We start from the raw sequence: 19,902 nt of genomic DNA on the forward strand, positions 1-19,902 counted from the left end.
GCCGCCGGCGCCGCGACCGGCATCGGCGCCGGCGGGCCGGCATGCGCCTGCGCCCACTGGCGGCAAGCCGCCAGCAAGCCTTCGTCTCCGGGTGCGGCGCGCAGCAGGTGCGAGAACCCGAGGGCCAAGGCCTGTTCGGCGATTCTCGCATGCGGCGCGATGCACTGCACCTGGCGCAGGCAGGCGAGCTCTTGCGGGCTCAGGGCCTGGCGCGCCATCTCATCGAGATTGCGCACGGCTTCGGAACTGGTCAGCAGCCAGGCCTGCGGTGCCGCGCCCGGCTTGAGCGCGTCGCGCACGGCTTGCCATTGCATGCTGCCGGGCGTGGGGACCGAGCGCTGATAGGCCTCGACCGGCTGCACCTCGGCGCCGGCGGCGCGCAGGCGCTCGGCCAGCCAGTCACGCCCGCCATTGCCACGGATGATCAGGACCTTACGTCCGGCAAGCGCCCCGGCGCCGAGCTGGGCTTCAAGCTGTTGCCACAGGGCCTCGGAATCGAAGCGCGCCGCGGCGCCGTCACCACCGTTGGCGGCATCGCCGTTGTCTGCCTCATGGCCGGTCGTGCAACCGGCCGGGGCAATCACGCGGTAGTCGGGCGCGGCAATCCCGCGCTCGGCCAGCGCAGCCACGCTGGCGGGGCCAACCACGGCTACCGCTACGGATGACGGCCACTGCGGCACGGGCTTGTCCTGCACCAGGGCCAGCGCATCGAGTGCGAAGGCCACGGCATTGGGACTGACGAAGACCACCAGCGTGAAGTCCGCCAGTTGCGCCAGCGCCGCGCGCAAGGGGGCATCGTCGGCCACGGGGCCGATCGCCAGCAGGGGAAAGCCAAGCACGTCCAGGCCGGCGGCCGACAAGGCCTCGGTGAGTTGCCGGGACTGCCCGGCGGGTCGTGTTACAACGACGGTCGGGCGGGGCATGGGCCGGTCTCAGGCAGGGGCTTGGGGAGACGCCGGATCCGCCAGCGCCGCGAGAATATCAGCCGCGCCCTGGCCCAACAGGTCCTGGGCAACGGCCTTGCCAAGTGCTTCGGCCTGGCCGGATGCATTGGCGCCTGCCACCACGGCCGCGGACTGGGCCCGCACGCAGCGGCTGCCGTCGGGCAACGCCACGAAGGCGTCGATGTGCAGTTTCGTGCCCTCCCAACGCGCATGCGCGGCAAGCGGCACCTGGCACGAACCGCCCAGCATGCGCGACACGGCACGCTCGGCGGTCACGGCAAGCGCGCTGGGCGCATGATTCAGCGGCGCCAGCCACGCGGCCAGCTCGGGGCGGCCGGACGGGATCTCGATGCCCAGCGCACCTTGCCCGGCTGCCGGCAGCGAGCTGACGGGATCCAGCACGGCACGGATACGGTCGGCCAGGCCGAGGCGCTTGAGGCCGGCGGCGGCCAGGATGATGGCACCGTAGTCACCACGGTCGAGCTTGGCCAGGCGGGTATCCAGGTTGCCGCGCAGCGGCTGGATCACCAGATGGGGGTAGCGGGTGCGCAACGCGGCTTCGCGGCGCAGGCTGGAGGTGCCGACCACGGTGCCAGCGGGCATCTCGTCCAGCGAGGCGAAGCGGCTTGAGACCAGCGCATCGCGCGGATCCTCGCGCTCCATGATCGCGGTCAGGGCAAACCCTTCAGGTAACTCCATCGGCACATCCTTGAGGGAGTGCACGGCGAGGTCGGCGCGGCCTTCGGCCATCGCGATCTCGAGTTCCTTGACGAACAGGCCCTTGCCGCCAACCTTGGACAAAGTACGGTCTAGAATCTGATCTCCGCGCGTCGTCATGCCGAGAATGGACACATCGCACGCGGGATAGTATTGTTGCAATGCAGCACGCACATGCTCGGCCTGCCACATAGCCAGACGGCTTTCACGGGAGGCGATGACTAGCTTGCGCGGCGCAGCGCTGGAGGAAGACGGGGAGACGGATGCTTGCATCCGCGAATGTTAGCACGCACCCCAAGCCGCCCCGGGCCAACAGACAACACGCAATAGATAAGAAACGACAGGAGATTGCATGACGCAGCAAGCTGCGCGCCCCGCAGGCCGGCGCAAGCCAACCGCCAGCCGGGCAGACGCCCCCGACACCGCATTGGCTTCCGCCTCGATTCCCGCGACCGCCCCATCTGCCCCATCCGCCAAGACCGCCCGCACCAGGCGCGCCAGCGCCGCGAAGCCTGAGGCCGCGCCCGCCGCGACCCCGGCCCGCCGCGCCAGTGACAAGGACGTGCCCCTGCGCGAAGACATCCGCTTCCTGGGCCGGCTGCTGGGCGATTGCGTGCGCGAGCAGGAAGGCGAATCGGCCTTCGAGCTGGTCGAGACCATCCGCCAGACCGCCGTGCGCTTTCGCCGCGAGAACGACCGCGCCGCCGGCGCGGAGCTGGATCGCCTGCTCAAGCGCCTGTCGCGCGACCAGACCAACTCGGTGGTGCGCGCCTTCAGCTATTTCTCGCACCTGGCCAATATCGCCGAGGACCAGCACCACAACCGCCGCCGGCGCGTGCATGCGCTGGCCGGATCGCCGCCGCAGCCGGGCAGCCTGGCGCACGCGCTGCAGGCCATCGACGCGGCTGGCGTGACCGGCAAGGCACTACGCAAGTTCTTCGACGAAGCGCTGATCGTGCCGGTGCTGACCGCGCACCCAACAGAAGTCCAGCGCAAGAGCATTCTCGACGCCGAGCGCGAGATCGCCCGCCTGCTGGCCGAGCGCGACCTGCCCATGACCGCGCGTGAGCGCGATCACAACACCGCGCTGTTGCGCGCGCGCGTCACCACGCTGTGGCAGACCCGCATGCTGCGCAATACGCGGCTGATGGTGGTGGACGAAATCGAGAATGCGCTGTCCTACTACCGCACCTGCTTCCTGCGCGGCATCCCGCAACTGATGAGCGAGCTGGAAGAAGACATCGCCGCGGTGTTTCCCGCCGCGCGCAAGAGCAAGGCTGCGCCGGCGGCCTCTACCCAGCTCGCGCCCTTCTTCCAGATGGGCTCCTGGATCGGCGGCGACCGCGACGGCAACCCCAATGTCACCGCCGACACGCTGCAACACGCCGCGAGCCAGCAATCGTCGCTGATCCTGGAGTGGTACCTGGACGAAGTCCACGCGCTGGGCGCCGAACTGTCGATGTCGAGCCTGATGGTAGAGGCCAGCCCGGAACTGCTGGCGCTGGCCGAAGCCTCGCCCGACCACTCCGAGCATCGCGCCGACGAGCCGTACCGCCGCGCACTGATCGGCATCTATGCGCGCCTGGCGGCAACCTGCCAAGCCGTCACCGGGCAGGCCGCGCCACGCCATCCGGTGGCCGACTCCGCGCCCTATGCCGACGCGCAATCCTTTGCCGCCGACGTGCAGGTCGTGATCGACTCGCTGCGCGCGCACCACGGCGAGGCGCTGGCGCGCACCCGCATCGACGCGCTGGCCAAGGCCATCGCCGTGTTCGGCTTCCACCTGGCCTCGATCGACATGCGCCAGGTGTCCGACGTGCACGAGGCGGTGATCGCGGAACTGTTCGCCGCAGCCGGGGTTGAAGCCAACTATGCCGGCCTGACGGAAGCCCGCAAGCAGGAACTGCTGCTGGCCGAGCTGCGCCAGCCGCGCCTGCTGACGCTGCCCTGGCATGCCTATTCCGAGCAGACCCGCAGCGAGCTGGCCATCCTGAACATGGCGCGCGAACTGCGCGGCCGCTACGGCGCACGCGTGGCCCGCAACTACATCATCTCGCACACCGAGACGCTGTCCGACCTGGTCGAAGTGCTGCTGCTGCAGAAGGAAACCGGCATGCTGCACGGCACGCTGGGCAGCAAGACCAACCCAGCGCGCCCGGAACTGATGGTGATCCCGCTGTTCGAGACCATCGAGGACTTGCGCAACGCCGCCGGCATCATGCAATCGCTGCTGGAGCTGCCGGGCTTTGCCTCGGTGATCGCCCACCATGGCGGCGAGCAGGAAGTGATGCTGGGCTACTCCGACTCCAACAAGGACGGCGGCTTCCTCACCTCCAACTGGGAGCTGTACAAGGCCGAGCTGGCACTGGTGCAGGTGTTCGAGGCGCGCCGCGTGAAGCTGCGTCTGTTCCACGGCCGCGGCGGCACCGTTGGCCGCGGCGGCGGCCCGACCTACCAGGCCATCCTGTCGCAGCCACCGGGCACGGTCAACGGGCAGATCCGCCTGACCGAGCAGGGCGAGATCATCAACAGCAAGTTCGCCAACGCCGAGATCGGCCGGCGCAACCTGGAAACGGTGATCGCCGCCACGCTGGAAGCCTCGCTGCTGCCGACGCAGAACGCGCCGAAGGACCTGGCGACGTTCGAGGCCGTGATGCAGCAACTCTCGGATCGCGCGTTCACGTCGTATCGCCACCTGGTGTACGACACGCCCGGCTTCAAGGACTACTTCTTCGCCACCACGCCGATCACCGAGATCGCCGACCTCAACCTGGGTTCGCGCCCGGCCTCGCGCAAGCTGATGGACAAGAAGCAGCGCCGCATCGAAGACCTGCGCGCGATTCCCTGGGGCTTTTCCTGGGGCCAGTGCCGCCTGCTGCTGCCGGGCTGGTACGGCTTTGGCAGCGCGGTCAAGGCACTGCTGGACGAAGCGCCGGACGAGCGTGCGCACAAGGCCGCCGTGGCCACGCTGCGCCGCATGGTCAAGACCTGGCCGTTCTTCACCACGCTGCTGTCCAATATGGATATGGTGCTGGCCAAGACCGACCTGGCCGTGGCCTCGCGCTACGCGCAGCTGTGCGAAGACGCCGTGCTGCGCAAGACGGTGTTCGCGCGCATCAGCGCCGAGTGGCACCTGACGTGCGAGATGCTGGCCCTGATCACCGGCCGCCAGGAGCGCCTCGCCGACAATCCGCTGCTGGCGCGTTCCATCAAGAACCGCTTCGCCTACCTGGATCCGCTCAACCACTTGCAGGTGGAATTGCTCAAGCGCTACCGCTCGGGCAAGGACGGTGACGACATCCGCGTGCGGCGCGGCATCCACCTGACCATCAACGGGGTGGCCGCGGGCCTGCGCAACAGCGGCTGAGGCGAGGCTGCGCGCACTGCGCAAAAAGACCGCCATGGTGGCTGGCACCATGGCGGGGAACCCGTCCGGCCAGCAGGCCGGACGGCGCAGAGTGTGGCTCGCCAACCGATATTGGCGGCCAGGCCTCAGCCGACGAACGCGCCCGGCACCGGGTCTTCGCCGAGCACCGAGAGCAGGATGGCCCAATGCATCGCTTCGTCACCCAGGATGCTGCCGGCGGCCTTGGTCAGCTCGCGATTGTGGAAGTTCGGCAATACGCCCAGGTAGGCCGCGGTGGCACCCTTCTCCAGGCCGGCGGCAAAGCGCAGCACATCGGCCTGGGTCTTCAGCTGGTCGGTCGGGAAACCGTATTCACCCGGCTTTTTGGTCATCACGGGGCTGCCGCCCATCTTGGACACCGTGCCCGCCAGCACCTGTGCATGTGCCTTGTGGTGCGTCTGGAACTTGACTGCGGTTTCCAGCACGGGCTTTTGCAGCAAACCGCTCTCGGCGCCAACCTGATAGGCTGCGATGGCCTGGTATTCCAGCCCGAGGGCGACATTGAGAATGGCGATATCGTCCTTGGTGCTGCCGGACTGAACTTGCGCCCAGGCTGGCATCGACTCGCCCAGGCTCATCACCGCCAGCGATCCCAGCGCGAATAGGCCGGGGACTTTCAGCAAGCCGCGCCGGCGCGCATCCGGCGCAACAAGGATGCGGCTGTCCGTGTCCTCGCCGGCCTGGCGTTCGTGCTGCGCGGTGCTCGACTGCATGCGTTCCATGGTGTTCTCCTGTCTAGGGGTGGATGGCGCCTTCATGGGGTCGCATGCGCTCGGATGCGGCTTGCATCGCGGCGGCAACGGCGGCGCCTGTTTCTTCTACGCGCGCCATTGGCAATCGGATGCAGCGATCCTTCGCATGCCGCACGCAAGCCGTGCCTATAATCCGGGAACGTCACTTGCTGATATCCGCCCCCGGTGCCCTCCTCCCCCGCCGATTCCTCATTTGCCCCCAGGCCGGCCGACGCCGACCTGCTTGCCGCATTGCTGCAAGGCGCGGCCATGGGAGACCGGCACGCCTTGCGGCAGCTCTACGACCAGACCGCGACGAAACTGTTTGGCCTCGCGCTGCGTATAACCAACAGACACGATTGGGCGGAGGATGTGGTGCAAGAGAGTTTCGTCAGCATCTGGCATCACGCCGGCGACTACCGGCCGCACCTGGCTGCACCGATGACCTGGATGACAGCCATCGTGCGCAACCGGGCGCTGGATTGCCTGCGCCGCCAGGCTGCTGCCCGCACCAGCCAGACCGTGGAGCTGGACGACAACCTTGGCGAGTGGCTGGCCGACGAAGCGGCCGGCCCGGCGGAACTTGCGCTCGCCAGCCAGCAAGCACGGGCGTTGAACCAGTGCCTGCAGCGGCTGGAACAGTCGCAGCGGCAGGCTATCTCGCTGGCCTACCTGAAGGACATGAGCCATAGCGAGTTGTCCGAACAATTGCAGGTGCCGCTTGGCACCATCAAGTCATGGATACGGCGCGGCCTGGAGCGCCTGCGCACGTGCCTGGAAAGCCTGTCATGAACCTCAGCCGTCATCCCGACCTGATCGACCGCCTTGCCGCGCAGTACGCGCTGGGTGTGTTGCGCGGGGGCGCGCGCCGCCGGCTGGAGACGCTCGCCCGCGAGGAACCCGCGATCCGCGCCGCCATCGGCCACTGGCAGTCCAGGCTGTCAGGCCTTGCCGAACTCCAGCCTGCCTCGGCACCGGTGGATAAGGTGTGGTGCGGGATCGAACAACGGCTGGGCTGGCAAGCCATGAAGGCGCCCGGCGCGGCCGGCCCAGCCGGTGCGCCACCCGTAGCCTGGTGGCAACGGCTGTGGGCCGCCCCCGGCTTCTGGCGCGGCGCCACCATGGCGACCGCCGCGCTGGCCGCCGTGGCCATCGGCCTCAACGTGCGGATGGCCCGCCAGCTGGACACTGCACCACTGGTCAACGCGGTGGCCGTGCTCAACGACGATCGGGCCCAGGCCGCTGTGCTTGTGACCTGGGATGCACGTTCGCAAGCGCTTACCCTGCGCCGCCTGGATCACCTGCCACTGAACGATGCGCAGGCCCTGCAGCTTTGGGCCCTCCCGGCAGGCGGCAAGCCGCAGTCGCTCGGCGTGATCGGGCACCAGCGCCAGCTGCGCCTGGCGCTCGCCCAGGCGCTGGGCAAGGTGCCGGCGCTGGCCATCAGCGTGGAGCCGCGCGGCGGCTCGCCCGACCCCAACGGCCCCACCGGGCCGGTGGTGTTCAAGGGCCAGGTCATCGACAACACCTTGTAGGGCGGGCCCGGAGGCCCTCCCGGACCCGCTACCGTCTGCGTGGGGCCCGGCAGCGATATAATCGTGGTTTCCCCGAATTCTCTCGTTCGCCCCGCGGCCCGCCGCCGGCTTGCGAGCTAACCCAGCCTTACCGCCCATGACCTCCCAACTTGCCAAGAAAGGCGAAGCCTGGTCCGCCCGCTTCTCCGAACCGATGTCCGACCTGGTGAAGCGCTACACCGCTTCGGTGTTCTTCGACAAGCGCCTGGCTCTGTTCGACATCCAGGGTTCGCTGGCGCACGCCGCCATGCTGGCCAAGCAGGGAATCATCGCCGAGGCCGACCGCGCCGAGATCGAGCGCGGCATGACGCAGATCCGTGGCGAGATCGAGGCCGGCGGCTTCGAGTGGAAGCTCGACCTGGAAGACGTCCACCTGAATATCGAAGCGCGCCTGACCGCGCTGGTCGGCGACGCCGGCAAGCGCCTGCACACCGGCCGCTCGCGTAACGACCAGGTCGCTACCGATATCCGCCTGTGGCTGCGCAGCGAGATCGACACCATCATCGGCCTGCTGGGCGCGCTGCGCGGCGCGCTGCTGGACCTGGCCGAAAAGAACGCCGACACCATCCTGCCGGGCTTCACCCACCTGCAGGTGGCCCAGCCGGTCACCTTCGGCCACCACCTGCTGGCCTACGTGGAAATGTTCACGCGCGACGCCGAGCGCATGGCCGACTGCCGCCGCCGCGTTAACCGCCTGCCGCTGGGCGCCGCCGCGCTGGCCGGCACCAGCTACCCGATCGACCGTGAGTTCGTCGCGCAGCAACTGGGCTTCGACGGCGTGTGCCGCAACTCGCTGGACGCCGTCTCCGATCGCGACTTCGCCATCGAATTCTGCGCCGCCGCCGCGCTGGTGATGACCCACATCTCGCGCTTCTCCGAGGAACTGGTGATCTGGATGAGCCCGCGCGTGGGCTTTATCGATATCGCCGACCGCTTCTGCACCGGTAGCTCGATCATGCCGCAGAAGAAGAACCCGGACGTGCCCGAACTGGCGCGTGGCAAGACCGGCCGCGTCAACGGCCACCTGATCGGCCTGTTGACCCTGATGAAGGGCCAGCCCCTGGCGTACAACAAGGACAACCAGGAAGACAAGGAGCCGCTGTTCGACACGGTCGACACCGTGGCCGACACGCTGCGCATCTTCGCCGACATGGTGCCGGGCATCTCGGTCAAGCCGGACGCCATGCGCGCCGCCGCGCTGCAAGGCTACGCCACCGCCACCGACCTGGCCGACTACCTGGTCAAGCACGGCCTGCCCTTCCGCGATGCCCACGAAGCCGTGGCCCACGCGGTGCGCGCCTGCGACGACCGCCGCTGCGACCTGGCCGACCTGACCGTGGCCGAGCTGCGCGAAGTCACCGGCCTGGGCGACAAGGCCGCGCTGATCGGCGATGACGTGCATGCGGTGCTGACGCTGGAAGGCTCGGTCGCGGCGCGTAACCATATCGGCGGCACCGCGCCGGCGCAGGTGCGCGCGGCCATTGCCGCGGCGCGCGCCACGCTTTAAACGCAAACTGCGGATTAAATGCAGCGCAGCGTGCCAACGTAAGTTTCACGTAAGTTTTGTTCTGAAAGAAAGCCGCCAGGGCAGGCCCCTGGCGGCTTTTTTTATTGTCTTCCGGCGCTTCTGATTTTTGCGCGATGCGGTAGGTATTAGCCCCAAGCGCCGAAGCATTTTGTTACAGATAAACTAATCGCCGCAAAAACAGGGGAGACAACCCATGTATTACTTGCTTGGTCTGTCACGACAGATCGACAGGTTGAATCAGCACACGGGCAGGCTTGCAAACATCATGATCCTGCTGTCGTGCCTGATCAGCGCAGGCAACGCCCTGCTGCGTTACGGCTTCAACCTCAGCGACAATTGGCCGCTCGAGCTGCAGTGGTACATGTTTGCCATCGCGGTGATGTTCGGCGCCTCCTACACCTTCCAGCGCAACGAACACGTGCGCGTCGACCTGATCTACGGCAACGTATCGGAACGCGCCCAACACTGGATCGACATCTTCGGGATCATCTTCTTCCTGCTGCCTTCGTGCGTGCTGTTTGCCTGGCTGTCGTGGGAATCGCTGTTCCTGCCCTCGTGGCGCATCCTCGAGCAATCCGGTAACTCCGGCGGCCTGCCGCGTTACCCGATCAAGCTGGTGGTGCCCCTCGGCTTCGCCCTGCTTGCCTTGCAGGGCGTGTCCGAGCTGATCAAGCGCATCGCCGCCCTCAAGGGCCTCGTGCGCATCGAATCGAAATACGAGAGGCCGGTGCAATGATTCCATTGGAATATATGCCGCCGCTGATGTTCGGCGGCCTGGTGGTATTCATGCTGATCGGCTTCCCGGTCGCATTTTCGCTGTCGGCGGTGGGTCTTGCCTTCGGTATCCTGGCCATTCAGTTCGGCTACTTCCCGGTCAGTTTCCTGCAAGCGGTGCCCAGTCGCGTGTTCGGCAGCGTGCTGGCCAACGAGTTGCTGCTCGCCATCCCGTTCTTCACCTTCATGGGGGCGATACTGGAGAAGTGCGGGCTGGCCGAGGACATGCTGGACTCCATGGGCCAGTTGTTCGGCCCGGTGCGCGGCGGCCTGGGCTACTCGGTCATCATCGTGGGCTTCATCCTCGGCGCCATCACCGGCACCGTGGCGGCCCAGGTGATCGCCATGGCGATGATCTCGCTACCGGTCATGATGCGCTACCGCTACAACATGAAGTACGCCACGGGCGTGCTGGCGGCGTCGGGCACCATCACGCAGCTGGTGCCGCCGTCGCTGGTGCTGGTAGTGCTGGCCGACCAGCTCAAGACGCCGATGGGCAGCGCCGACGTGGGCAGCATGTACCTGGGCGCCTGGGGCCCGTCGGTGATCCAGATCGCGCTGTTCGCGCTTTATACCTTCGTGCTGACGCGCATCAAGCCTCACTGGCTGCCGCCGGTGCCAGTGGAAGAACGCACGTTGCGCGGCTGGCCGCTGTGGCGCAAATGCCTGCGCGGCATCATTCCCTGCGCAGTGCTGATCTTCCTGGTGCTGGGCACGATCATGCTGGGCATCGCCACGCCGACCGAATCCGGCGCCATGGGCGCGGTCGGCGCGCTGGTACTGGCGGTGCTGCGCGACCCCGGCTTCGGCAAGCTCGACCGCAATATCTATCGTATCGGCCTTGCCGCCACCGGCGTGGCCATCATCGCCGGCACCGTCGCGTTCGGCTCGCATGCCTTCCGCATTCCGCTGGCAGTGGTCTACCTCGTGATCACGTGGCTACTGCTGCGCGCCGGGCAACTGACCGCGCTGCGCGGGCTGATCATCGAGGCTTACCAGTCCACGGCGCGCATCACCGCCATGGTGGTGTTCATCCTGATCGGTTCCACCTGCTTCTCGGTGGTGTTCCAGGGCGTGGATGGCGGTGCCTGGGTGGAGCATATGTTCACCTCGCTGCCGGGCGGCTGGATCGGCTTCCTGCTGGTGGTCAACCTGTTCATCTTCTTCCTGGCCTTCTTCCTGGACTTCTTCGAGATCGCCTTCATCGTGGTGCCGATGCTGGCGCCCGTTGCGGTCAAGGTGCTGGCGCCGGTGGTCGCAGATTCGATGGGCGGCAACCCGGAGGCGGCAGCCACCGCGGCGCTGGTGTGGTTCGGCGTGATGCTGTGCGTGAACATGCAGACCTCCTTCATGCACCCGCCCTTCGGCTTCGCGCTGTTCTACCTGCGCGGCATTGCGCCCAAGGAAGTGAAGAGCTCCGACATCTACTGGGGCGCGCTGCCATGGGTCGGCCTGCAGATGATCATGGTTGTGCTGGTGATGTTCTGGCCCGGCCTGGTGACGATGTTCCTGGACAAGGGATCGTTGCACCATAGCAATGCGGCAGAGGTCACGATTCCGCTGGGGGGCGAGAGCCCGGGCGGTGCGGCCTCGGTGCCGGCGCCTGTGCCGGGCGGCCGTAGCGAGCCTGGCACGCTGGAGTTGCCGGCGGCGCCGGCCGACAGCGAGCCCGCCACGCCGCAGTTCGAGTTCGACAAGAAGAAGTAGCAGTAGCAAGAGAAAGCGCCGGCGGATTCGGTCGCCGGCATGGACAAAGGCCTCGGGTTCCGTTCAAACCCGAGGCCTTTTTTGATTTCCGGGGTTGCCCCCCGCATCTTGTCCGCTTAGTTCAGGTCACGGCAGCAGCAGGATAGCGCCCGTGGTCGCGCGCGCCTCGGCCACCCGATGCGCCTCGGCCACCTGCTCAAGCGGGAAGCGCGCGCCAATCGCGGCCCGGATCGCGCCCTGCCCGATCGCCTGGAACACATCCGCCGCGTTGGCACGGAACGTCTGCGCATCGGCGTTGTGCGGGAACACCGATGGCCGTGTCAGGAACAGGCAGCCCTTCTTGCTGAGCAGTTCCGGCTCGAACGCCGGCACGGGCCCCGAGGCGGCGCCGTAGAGCGCCACCAGCCCGAATGGCGCCGCGCAGTCCAGCGAGCCCATAAAAGTATGCTTACCCACCGAGTCATAGACCACGCGCGCCTTGCGCCCGCCGGTGGCGGCAACCACCTGCTCCACCCAGTCCGCCTGCGAATAGTTGATGGCGACGTCGCACCCGGCCGCGCGGGCCACTTCGCACTTCTCGGCCGAGCCGGCGGTGCCGATCACGGTGGCGCCGAGCGCCTTGGCCCAGCTGCTGAGGATCTGCCCTACGCCGCCCGCGGCGGCATGCACCAGCACGATGTCGCCGGATTGCACGGGATGAGTCTTGCGCACGAGGTATTGCGCGGTCATGGCCTTGAAGAAGATCGCCGCCGCGGTGAAGTCGTCGATGCTGTCGGGCAGCTTGACCAACTTGTCGGCGGGCACGTTGCGCCGGCTGGCGTAGGCGCCGATGCCAGCGTGCATGTAGACCACGCGGTCGCCTTCGCGCAGGGCGGTCACGCCCTCGCCTACCGCTTCGACCACGCCGGCGGCTTCATGGCCCAGCCCGGTCGGCGACGGCAGCGGGTACTTGCCCGAGCGCTGGTAGACGTCGATGTAGTTGAAGCCGATGGCGGTCTGGCGCAACCGCACCTGGCCGGCCGCCGGCGCGGGCAACCCGGCATTCACCAGGCGCATCACTTCGGGGCCGCCGAACTCCGTCAATTCCACCACGCGTGCTGATGTCATTTCCACTCCGTCGAGGTTGCATGGATTTGTGAGCGCCACTCTATCGCAATCTCGCGCGACGCGTCGGCCGTGCGCAAGGCATGGGCGCACCAGAAAAAAGGCCTCGCACGCGCGAGGCCCTCTTCCTTGACGCCAGCCTGCGTTACTTCACGCAGTCGACGAAATACGCCTTGCCACCACCTTCGACCTCTTCCTCGACCAGGCCGTGGATGTCGGTCTCGAAGCCGGGGAACAGCTTGTTGAACTCGCGTGCGAACTTCAGGTACTGCACGATGATGCGGTTGAAGCGCTCGCCCGGGATCAGCAGCGGAATGCCCGGGGGGTAAGGCGTGAGCAGGATGGCGGTGACGCGGCCTTCCAGTTCGTCGACGGCCACGCGCTCGATCTCGCGGTGCGCCATCATGGCCCACGCGTCCGACGGCTTCATCGCCGGTTCCATGTCCGACAGGTACATCTCGGTGGTCACGCGGGCCACGTCATTGGCCTTGTAGACGCTGTGGATCGCGTCGCACAGGTCGCGCAGGCCGAGCTTTTCGTACTGAGGATGCTTGCCGACGAATTCCGGCAGCACGCGCCACAGCGGCTGGTTCTGGTCGTAGTCGTCCTTGAACTGCTGCAACTCGGTCACCAGCGAGTTCCAGCGGCCCTTGGTGATGCCGATGGTGAACATGATGAAGAACGAGTACAGCCCGGTCTTCTCGATGATGATGCCGTGCTCGGCCAGGTATTTGGTGACGATGGCCGCGGGGATGCCGCGGTCGCTGAACTCGCCGTCCACGTCCAGGCCCGGGGTGATGATGGTGGCCTTGATCGGGTCGAGCAGGTTGAATCCGTCGGCCAGGTCGCCGAAGCCGTGCCAGCGTTCGTTGGCCTTGAGCATCCACTCTTCGCGGTCGCCGATGTCGTCCTCGGCCAATGCCTCGGGACCCCACACCTTGAACCACCAGTCGCCGTTGTTGCCGGCATCGTAGTCGCCTTCGACCTTGCGCATGGCGCGGCGGAAGTCCATCGCTTCCTGGATGCTTTCTTCGACCAGCGCGGTGCCGCCCGGGGCTTCCATCATCGCCGCCGCCACGTCGCACGAGGCAATGATCGAGTACTGCGGGCTGGTGGACGTGTGCATCAGGTACGCCTCGTTGAACCGGTAGCGGTCCAGCTTGCGCGTGTCCGAATCCTGCACGAGGATCTGCGAGGCCTGCGACAGGCCGGCCAGCAGCTTGTGCGTGGACTGCGTGGCGAACACCAGCGCGTCCTTGCTGCGCGGGCGGTCGCGGCCGATCGCGTGCATGTTGTGATAGAAGTCGTGGAATGCCGCGTGCGGCAGCCAGGCTTCGTCGAAATGCAGCGTGTCGATCTCGGTGGCCAGCATTTCCTTGATCTGTTCGGCGTTGTACAGCACGCCGTCATAGGTGCCCTGGGTGATGGTCAGGATGCGCGGCTTCTGGTTCTTGGCCTGGCTGGCGAACGGGTGCGCGGCAATCTTGCGGCGGATGGTCTCGGGATCGAACTCGCTCTTCGGGATCGGGCCGATGATGCCGTAGTGATTGCGCGTGGGCATCAGGAACACGGGAATCGCGCCCGTCATCATGATCGCGTGCAGGATCGACTTGTGGCAGTTGCGGTCCACCACCACGATGTCGCCCGGCGCCACGTTGGCATGCCACACCATCTTGTTCGAGGTGGATGTGCCGTTGGTGACGAAGTACATGTGGTCGGAGTTGAAGATGCGCGCGGCATTGCGCTCCGAGGCCGCCACCGGGCCGGTGTGGTCGAGCAGCTGGCCAAGCTCATCGACGGCATTGCAGACGTCGGCGCGCAGCATGTTCTCGCCGAAGAACTGGTGGAACACCTGGCCAACCGGGCTCTTCAGGAACGCCACGCCGCCGGAGTGCCCCGGGCAGTGCCACGAGTAGGAGCTGTCCTGCGCGTAGGCGATCAGCGCCTTGAAGAACGGCGGCGCCAGCGAATCCAGGTAGACCCGGGCTTCGCGGATGATGTGGCGCGCGACGAATTCCGGCGTGTCCTCGAACATGTGGATGAAGCCGTGCAGCTCGCGCAGGATATCGTTGGGGATATGCCGCGAGGTGCGCGTCTCGCCGTACAGGAAGATGGGCAGGTCGGTGTTGCGGCGGCGCACTTCGTTGACAAAGGCGCGCAGCTTCTCGATGGCCGCGGCTTCGGGCCGGTCGTCTTCGCTGACGAACTCGTCGTCGTCGATCGACACGATGAACGAGGAGGCGCGGCTGGACTGCTGGGCGAAGGAGGTCAGGTCGCCATAGCTGGTCAGGCCCATCACCTCCATGCCTTCTTGCTCGATGGCCTGCGCCAGCGCGCGGATGCCCGAGCCGGAAATGTTCTCGGAGCGGAAGTCTTCATCGATGATGATGACGGGGAAGCGGAATTTCATTTGGCATCCTTGGACGGCAAGAAGGACTTGAGCCACATGGCCCGGGGATTCGTCCCCCTGGGTCGGCATGTGGCTCGACGTTCAGGCTTGGCGCGCGGCCCCCGGGGTCTCCCGTAACACCGCAACGCGCGCATTGTATGCGATCAGGTCTTCGGCAGTGTGACACCTTGCTGACCCTGGTACTTGCCACCGCGATCGCGGTAGGAAGTCTCGCAGATCTCGTCGCTCTCGAAGAACAGCACCTGGGCACAGCCTTCACCGGCGTAGATCTTGGCAGGCAGCGGCGTGGTGTTCGAGAACTCCAGCGTCACATAGCCTTCCCATTCCGGCTCGAACGGGGTCACGTTGACGATGATGCCGCAGCGCGCGTAGGTGCTCTTGCCCAGGCAGATGGTCAGCACGCTGCGCGGAATGCGGAAATACTCCATCGTGCGGGCCAGCGCGAAGGAGTTCGGCGGGATGATGCAGACATCGCCCTTGAAGTCGACAAAGGACTTTTCGTCGAAGTTCTTCGGATCGACGATGGTGCTGTTGATATTGGTGAAGATCTTGAATTCGTCGGCGCAGCGGATGTCGTAGCCGTAGCTCGAGGTGCCGTACGAAACGATCTTGCGGCCGTCTTCTTCCCGTACCTGGCCGGGCTCGAAGGGCTCGATCATGCCGTGCTGTTCCGCCATGCGGCGGATCCACTTATCGGATTTGATGCTCATAGGGGTATCGGGATGAACAAATGAGGGCAGGCTCGGACGCGGTCCATGCTGACCGGGAACACTGCTCGCATTTGCTCACAGGCGCGCCGGACCTGCCGGGGCCTTGCGATGGGCCGCATTGTACAACCAAAATCCGGCATCACCGCCCTAAATGCCGCCCCGGCCCCACAACGGGCCATCCGCCCCCGGGCGTCAGGCCGTGGCTTGCTCCGGCAACTGGTGCCGGAAGCGTTCGCGGCCGGTGTAGAGCAGGAAGTGGCGCCCCGTGCACCGGGCAAAGAGAGCCAGGTTGACGCGCCGGGCCATCTGGTAGCCCATCTGCGTGACGCCCGAGCGCGACAGCAGGAAGGGAATGCCCATCTGGGCGCCCTTGATCACCATCTCCGAAGTCAGCCGCCCGGTGGTGTAGAACACTTTGTCGGCGCCGCTCATGCCTTCGAGCCACATCAGCCCCGCGATGGCATCCACGGCGTTGTGCCGGCCCACATCCTCGATGAACATCAGCAGCTCGCGCCCGCGGAACAGTGCGCAGCCATGCACGGAGCCCGCCTGTTTGTAGACCGACTGCTGCAGCCGGATGGTGTCGACGATGCCGTATAGCGTTTCCTGGTCTAGGGTGGCGTCGTCCGGCAGCCGGATGTTGTCCACTTCGTCCAGCAACGAGCCAAACACGGTGCCCTGGCCACAGCCGGTGGTCACCACCCGGCGCGCCGTGCGCGCCTCGATGCGATCCACGCCCGTGCGGGTCGTGACGGCGGCGGATTCGGTCTCCCAGTCGACCTGGATCGCAGCGATATCCTCGACCGATTCGACCAGGCGCTGGTTGCGCAGGTAACCCAGCACCAGGGCCTCGGGCGCCCCGCCCAGCGTCATCAGCGTCACCAGTTCGCGCTTGTCCAGGTAGACCGTCAGCGGGCGCTCGCCGGGCAGGAAGGCCTGCCGCAAGCGCCCCTGCTCGTCGACCACCTCGACCTCTTCGATCAAGGGGACGCACGCGTGGGTCATTTTAGGGCGCAGGGGCATGGGCGTTGGGGATACGGGATGGGCGGCGCGCGCCGGGAACCGCCGGCCCGCGCTGCCCCGCCCCATCCGTCAGGACTTGGCGATCACGCCGCAAGCAATGCGGCCGCCGGAGTTGCCGGTGGGCTGGGTCTTGTAGTCGTCCGGGTCCTTGTGGACGACCACCGCGCGGCCAACCAGGCTGGCTGGGCCCGGGGCCAAGGTCACGCCGGTCAGCTCGAAGCTGGCCTGGGCGCGGCCGGTGGCGTCGGCCTTGAGGTTGTTGATGTCACCGGCATGATGGTCGGGCATCGACATCGAGCCGTGTGACTTGGCCGTCGGGTTGAAGTGGCCGCCCGCGCTCAGGGCGTCGGGGGCCGAGCAGTCGCCCTTCTCGTGCACGTGAAAGCCGTGCTCGGTATTGGGCGGCAGGCCGGTTACGTCGGCCTTGACCAGCACCATGTCACCGCGCTGGGTGAAGGTGATGCTGCCCTGCGTCGCGGTGCCGCTCTTGGACGCCAGCGCGGCGACCGCGGTATCCGAACCGCCCATCCCCATGCCCCCGCAGCCGGCCAGAGTGCCTGCCAGGGTGCCCGCTACAGCCAGACCGAAAAGTACACGTACACGCTTCATGCCGAACCTCCTCTCACGGTGATGTCCGGGGCGATTGTACCGCTCCCGTGCCCGGCGCTGCGGCCGGTTTGTGATCCGAAGGCGTGGCAGCGGGTGCAGTGGAAGGCCCTCCAGCAGTGCTTGCAGCGGCTTGCTCAGCCGGCGCTTGCGCCACGAACGGGCCCGGATCGGCGCACGGCGCGGCCGTGGCAGCCGCCGGCACCGCCTTGCCTTTGGCTTGCATGTCGCTGTAGTAGTGCGCCGCCGCCTTGTCTTGCGCTCGGCAGAGCTGATAAGCGGCCACCTTGTCGGCCCAGCCGGCGCGCGCCTTGGCCTCGTCGGCCTTGAGCTTTTGCGCCTCCGTGGGCGGCGGCAGCTTGGCCAGGGCACCTGTGCCGCCAAGGGCCAGGGCGAGCACCAGCAGAATGCGGTTCATGGATCGGGCTCCTCGTTGGGGATCGGCCGTGCGTGCTCAGACTTCGCCAGGGCTGGCCCGGCCGCCAGCGCGCTCGCCCGGCTCCGGCTCGGCCGCGCGCTGCGCGGGGATCTTGCCTGCCTTGATATCGTCGTACCAGAGCTCGTGGTGCTCCTTGGCCCAGGCCTCATCGACCCAGCCGTCACGCATGGCGCGGTAGGCCCCTTCCATGCCGATGGTACCCATGTAGATATGGCCGCAGGCCATGGCGATCATCAGCACCGCCGCGATGCCATGGATGACGTTGGCAACCTGCATGGTGGCGCGGTAGAAATCCATGCCGGGCACGATCATGTCGAGCACCCAGCCGGAGGCCGACAGGATCAGGCCGAAGACCACCAGCCCGCCCCAGAACCAGGCCTTCTCGCCAGCGTTGAAGCGCCCGCTTGGCACATGCTTGCCAGACACGAGCCCGCCGAGCTTGATGAGCCACTGCCAGTCCTCCCGGGCGGGGAAGTTGTCGCGCACGAAGATCACGAAGCCGACGATCACCGACAAGGTAAAGACCGGGCCGACGATGTTATGGACGTTCTTCAGCAGGTAGGTGAGCCAGCCGAACAAGGTGTGGCCCATCAGGGGCAGCAGGAAATGCTTGCCGAACAGCATCACGATGCCCGAGACCGCCAGCGTGACGAATGAAATCGCCATGGTCCAGTGCACCATGCGCTCCAGCGGCGTAAAGCGCTGGATCATGCGGCCGGTACGCGGCGTCGTGAGCGGAATCGTGCCGCGCCAGAAGAAAAATGCCAGGATCGCGGCGGGCACCACCACGATCAGCCAGCCGCCCCAGACGGTGATCACCCCGTTGCGCAACAGGCGCCACTTCTGCCCGGTGCGCTGGATCAGCACCCCGGCTTCCTTGGCTGGCAGGCTGCTGTAGTGCGCCTGGTCGGAATTCGCTTCCCGCCAGACCGGTGCGTTGTTGCCCGGTTGATCCTTGCTACGCGCCTGCTGGGCCTGCGCCTCGGCTGCGATATCGCGGCGTGGCACGTTGAAGATGTTCTCGGAAGCAATGCCCGCGAAGGGCTGGGCCGGATGCGTGGCGGGGTTGTTGGCCTCGGCGGGCACGCCGGCCGCCTGCGGCGCGGAGGCGCTCTGGGCCGGGGCTTGGGCTTGCGCCCGCGCGGCCCCGGGCGGCGCCAGCAAGGCCAGCGCGCAGGCCACCCCCGCCAGATAGCGGAACCAGCCAGGATTGAGCGTCGGCTTCATATGCCCTCCATCGGGTCGGCCAGGGTGCGCCCCGGGCGTCGCATCGCCGCTGTCATGGCGTGCGGTTGTATTCGTTCTGGTACTGGTTGCGCTCGCGGATCTGGTTTTGCCAACTGGTCTTGTCGCCCGGTGTCCAGCCCTTGGCCACGAAGGGATCGCCCGGTGCGCCCTCGTACGCCGGCGCGTCGGATTTCTTGTGCGCCGCCGTGGCGGTCTGCGCGCGCTCGCCGCAGGCGGCCAGCGCGGTGCAGCCGGCGGCCAGCAGGATCAGCAAAAAGCGGGTCATGATGGCTGCGCTCCTGAAGCGGGTGGCGCGGCGGGCGGCGCCGCGCCCGCGCCCGCGGTACCCTGCGTGGCGCCCTTGTTGCCGTAAGCCGTGCCCCAGCCGAACACATCGCCGCCCTTGCCGCGCTTGATCACGCGGTTGCGCAGTATGTCGGCAATGACGTCGCCGTCGCCGCCCAGCAGCGCCTTGGTCGAGCACATTTCCGCGCACAGCGGCAGCTTGCCTTCGGCCAGCCGGTTGCGTCCGTATTTCTCGAATTCTTCGTCGCTGCCGTTTTTCTCCGGCCCGCCGGCGCAGAACGTGCACTTGTCCATTTTGCCGCGCACGCCGAAGGTCCCGGCGCTGGGGAACTGGGGAGCGCCGAACGGGCAGGCGTAGGAGCAGTAGCCGCAACCGATGCAGATGTCCTTGTCGTGCAGCACCACGCCGTCTTCGGTACGGTAGAAGCAGTCGACCGGGCACACCGCCATGCAAGGCGCGTCCGAGCAGTGCATGCACGCCACCGAGATCGATTTTTCGGCGCCGACGATGCCGTCGTTGACGGTCACCACGCGGCGCCGGTTGACGCCCCACGGCACCTCGTGCTCGTTCTTGCAGGCGGTGACGCAGCTGTTGCACTCGATGCAACGCTCGGCGTCACAGATGAATTTCATGCGTGCCATGGTCGTTCCTTGCCCTTGGTCTCTGTCCCTGCCGCCATCTCTGCCGCAATCTCT

General features: G+C 66.9%; 18 protein-coding genes. 6 read left to right on the forward strand and 12 right to left on the reverse strand.

The features are described 5' to 3' along the window. The coding region (locus tag AC1RWI_RS27625; protein WP_492869898.1) for a uroporphyrinogen-III synthase at positions 1 to 923 on the reverse strand (923 nt) is incomplete at its 3' end. Between the two features lie 9 nt (positions 924 to 932). Next, on the reverse strand, positions 933 to 1,934 hold the full coding sequence (gene hemC, locus AC1RWI_RS27630) for a hydroxymethylbilane synthase (RefSeq protein ID WP_492869899.1): 1,002 nt from the start codon (positions 1,932 to 1,934) through the stop codon (positions 933 to 935). A gap of 79 nt (positions 1,935 to 2,013) precedes the next feature. On the opposite strand from hemC, the gene ppc reads away from it, so the two are divergent. After that, complete coding sequence (gene ppc, locus AC1RWI_RS27635; protein ID WP_492869900.1) at positions 2,014 to 5,028, forward strand: phosphoenolpyruvate carboxylase; 3,015 nt, start codon at positions 2,014 to 2,016, stop codon at positions 5,026 to 5,028. Positions 5,029 to 5,153: 125 nt separating this feature from the next. On the opposite strand, the gene AC1RWI_RS27640 is transcribed toward ppc, so the two are convergent. Beyond that, entirely contained in the window at positions 5,154 to 5,789 is a 636-nt protein-coding gene (locus AC1RWI_RS27640; protein WP_043348737.1) for a ferritin-like domain-containing protein, read from the reverse strand. Between the two features lie 195 nt (positions 5,790 to 5,984). Here AC1RWI_RS27640 and AC1RWI_RS27645 point away from each other — a divergent pair, with 195 nt between their 5' ends. The 5 genes from AC1RWI_RS27645 (at position 5,985) to AC1RWI_RS27665 (ending at position 11,381) form a co-directional block, all read left to right on the forward strand. After that, complete coding sequence (locus AC1RWI_RS27645; protein ID WP_492869901.1) at positions 5,985 to 6,590, forward strand: RNA polymerase sigma factor; 606 nt, start codon at positions 5,985 to 5,987, stop codon at positions 6,588 to 6,590. Further along, a complete protein-coding gene (locus AC1RWI_RS27650) occupies positions 6,587 to 7,333 on the forward strand; it encodes an anti-sigma factor (protein WP_043348743.1) in 747 nt (248 codons plus the stop codon). The genes AC1RWI_RS27645 and AC1RWI_RS27650 overlap by 4 nt, the downstream gene beginning before the upstream one ends. A 136-nt stretch (positions 7,334 to 7,469) precedes the next feature. Further along, entirely contained in the window at positions 7,470 to 8,879 is a 1,410-nt protein-coding gene (argH, locus tag AC1RWI_RS27655; protein ID WP_006160535.1) for an argininosuccinate lyase, read from the forward strand. 214 nt (positions 8,880 to 9,093) lie between these two features. After that, positions 9,094 to 9,636 carry a TRAP transporter small permease subunit gene (locus AC1RWI_RS27660; RefSeq protein ID WP_043348748.1) on the forward strand — a complete coding sequence of 181 codons (543 nt, stop codon included), beginning with the start codon at positions 9,094 to 9,096 and terminating at the stop codon, positions 9,634 to 9,636. Beyond that, positions 9,633 to 11,381: a TRAP transporter large permease gene (locus tag AC1RWI_RS27665; protein ID WP_492869902.1), complete on the forward strand. Its 1,749-nt coding sequence runs from the start codon at positions 9,633 to 9,635 to the stop codon at positions 11,379 to 11,381. Before AC1RWI_RS27660 ends, AC1RWI_RS27665 begins: the two co-directional genes overlap by 4 nt. A 126-nt stretch (positions 11,382 to 11,507) precedes the next feature. Here the strand turns inward: AC1RWI_RS27665 and AC1RWI_RS27670 are convergent, their stop codons facing one another. From AC1RWI_RS27670 to fdh3B, 9 genes are all read right to left on the reverse strand, one after another. Further along, positions 11,508 to 12,488, reverse strand: a complete 981-nt coding sequence (locus AC1RWI_RS27670; protein WP_492869903.1) for a quinone oxidoreductase family protein — start codon at positions 12,486 to 12,488, stop codon at positions 11,508 to 11,510. Between the two features lie 142 nt (positions 12,489 to 12,630). Continuing rightward, a complete protein-coding gene (locus AC1RWI_RS27675; protein ID WP_043348756.1) occupies positions 12,631 to 14,895 on the reverse strand; it encodes an arginine/lysine/ornithine decarboxylase in 2,265 nt (754 codons plus the stop codon). A gap of 143 nt (positions 14,896 to 15,038) precedes the next feature. After that, on the reverse strand, positions 15,039 to 15,605 hold the full coding sequence (gene dcd / locus AC1RWI_RS27680; protein WP_017230746.1) for a dCTP deaminase: 567 nt from the start codon (positions 15,603 to 15,605) through the stop codon (positions 15,039 to 15,041). 192 nt (positions 15,606 to 15,797) lie between these two features. Next, positions 15,798 to 16,628, reverse strand: a complete 831-nt coding sequence (locus tag AC1RWI_RS27685; protein WP_492869904.1) for a formate dehydrogenase accessory sulfurtransferase FdhD — start codon at positions 16,626 to 16,628, stop codon at positions 15,798 to 15,800. 69 nt (positions 16,629 to 16,697) lie between these two features. Beyond that, positions 16,698 to 17,237 carry a superoxide dismutase family protein gene (locus AC1RWI_RS27690; RefSeq protein WP_492869905.1) on the reverse strand — a complete coding sequence of 180 codons (540 nt, stop codon included), beginning with the start codon at positions 17,235 to 17,237 and terminating at the stop codon, positions 16,698 to 16,700. 13 nt (positions 17,238 to 17,250) lie between these two features. Further along, positions 17,251 to 17,652: a hypothetical protein gene (locus AC1RWI_RS27695; protein WP_492869906.1), complete on the reverse strand. Its 402-nt coding sequence runs from the start codon at positions 17,650 to 17,652 to the stop codon at positions 17,251 to 17,253. A gap of 36 nt (positions 17,653 to 17,688) precedes the next feature. After that, entirely contained in the window at positions 17,689 to 18,900 is a 1,212-nt protein-coding gene (locus AC1RWI_RS27700; RefSeq protein ID WP_492869907.1) for a formate dehydrogenase subunit gamma, read from the reverse strand. 52 nt (positions 18,901 to 18,952) lie between these two features. Then, complete coding sequence (locus tag AC1RWI_RS27705) at positions 18,953 to 19,186, reverse strand: hypothetical protein (protein WP_492869908.1); 234 nt, start codon at positions 19,184 to 19,186, stop codon at positions 18,953 to 18,955. Further along, the gene (fdh3B, locus tag AC1RWI_RS27710; RefSeq protein ID WP_492869909.1) at positions 19,183 to 19,848 is read right to left on the reverse strand and encodes a formate dehydrogenase FDH3 subunit beta; all 666 of its coding nucleotides are present in this window, start codon (positions 19,846 to 19,848) and stop codon (positions 19,183 to 19,185) included. Before fdh3B ends, AC1RWI_RS27705 begins: the two co-directional genes overlap by 4 nt. Positions 19,849 to 19,902 lie beyond the last annotated feature (54 nt).

This window comes from Cupriavidus sp. MPR-AND1C (assembly GCF_058809705.1).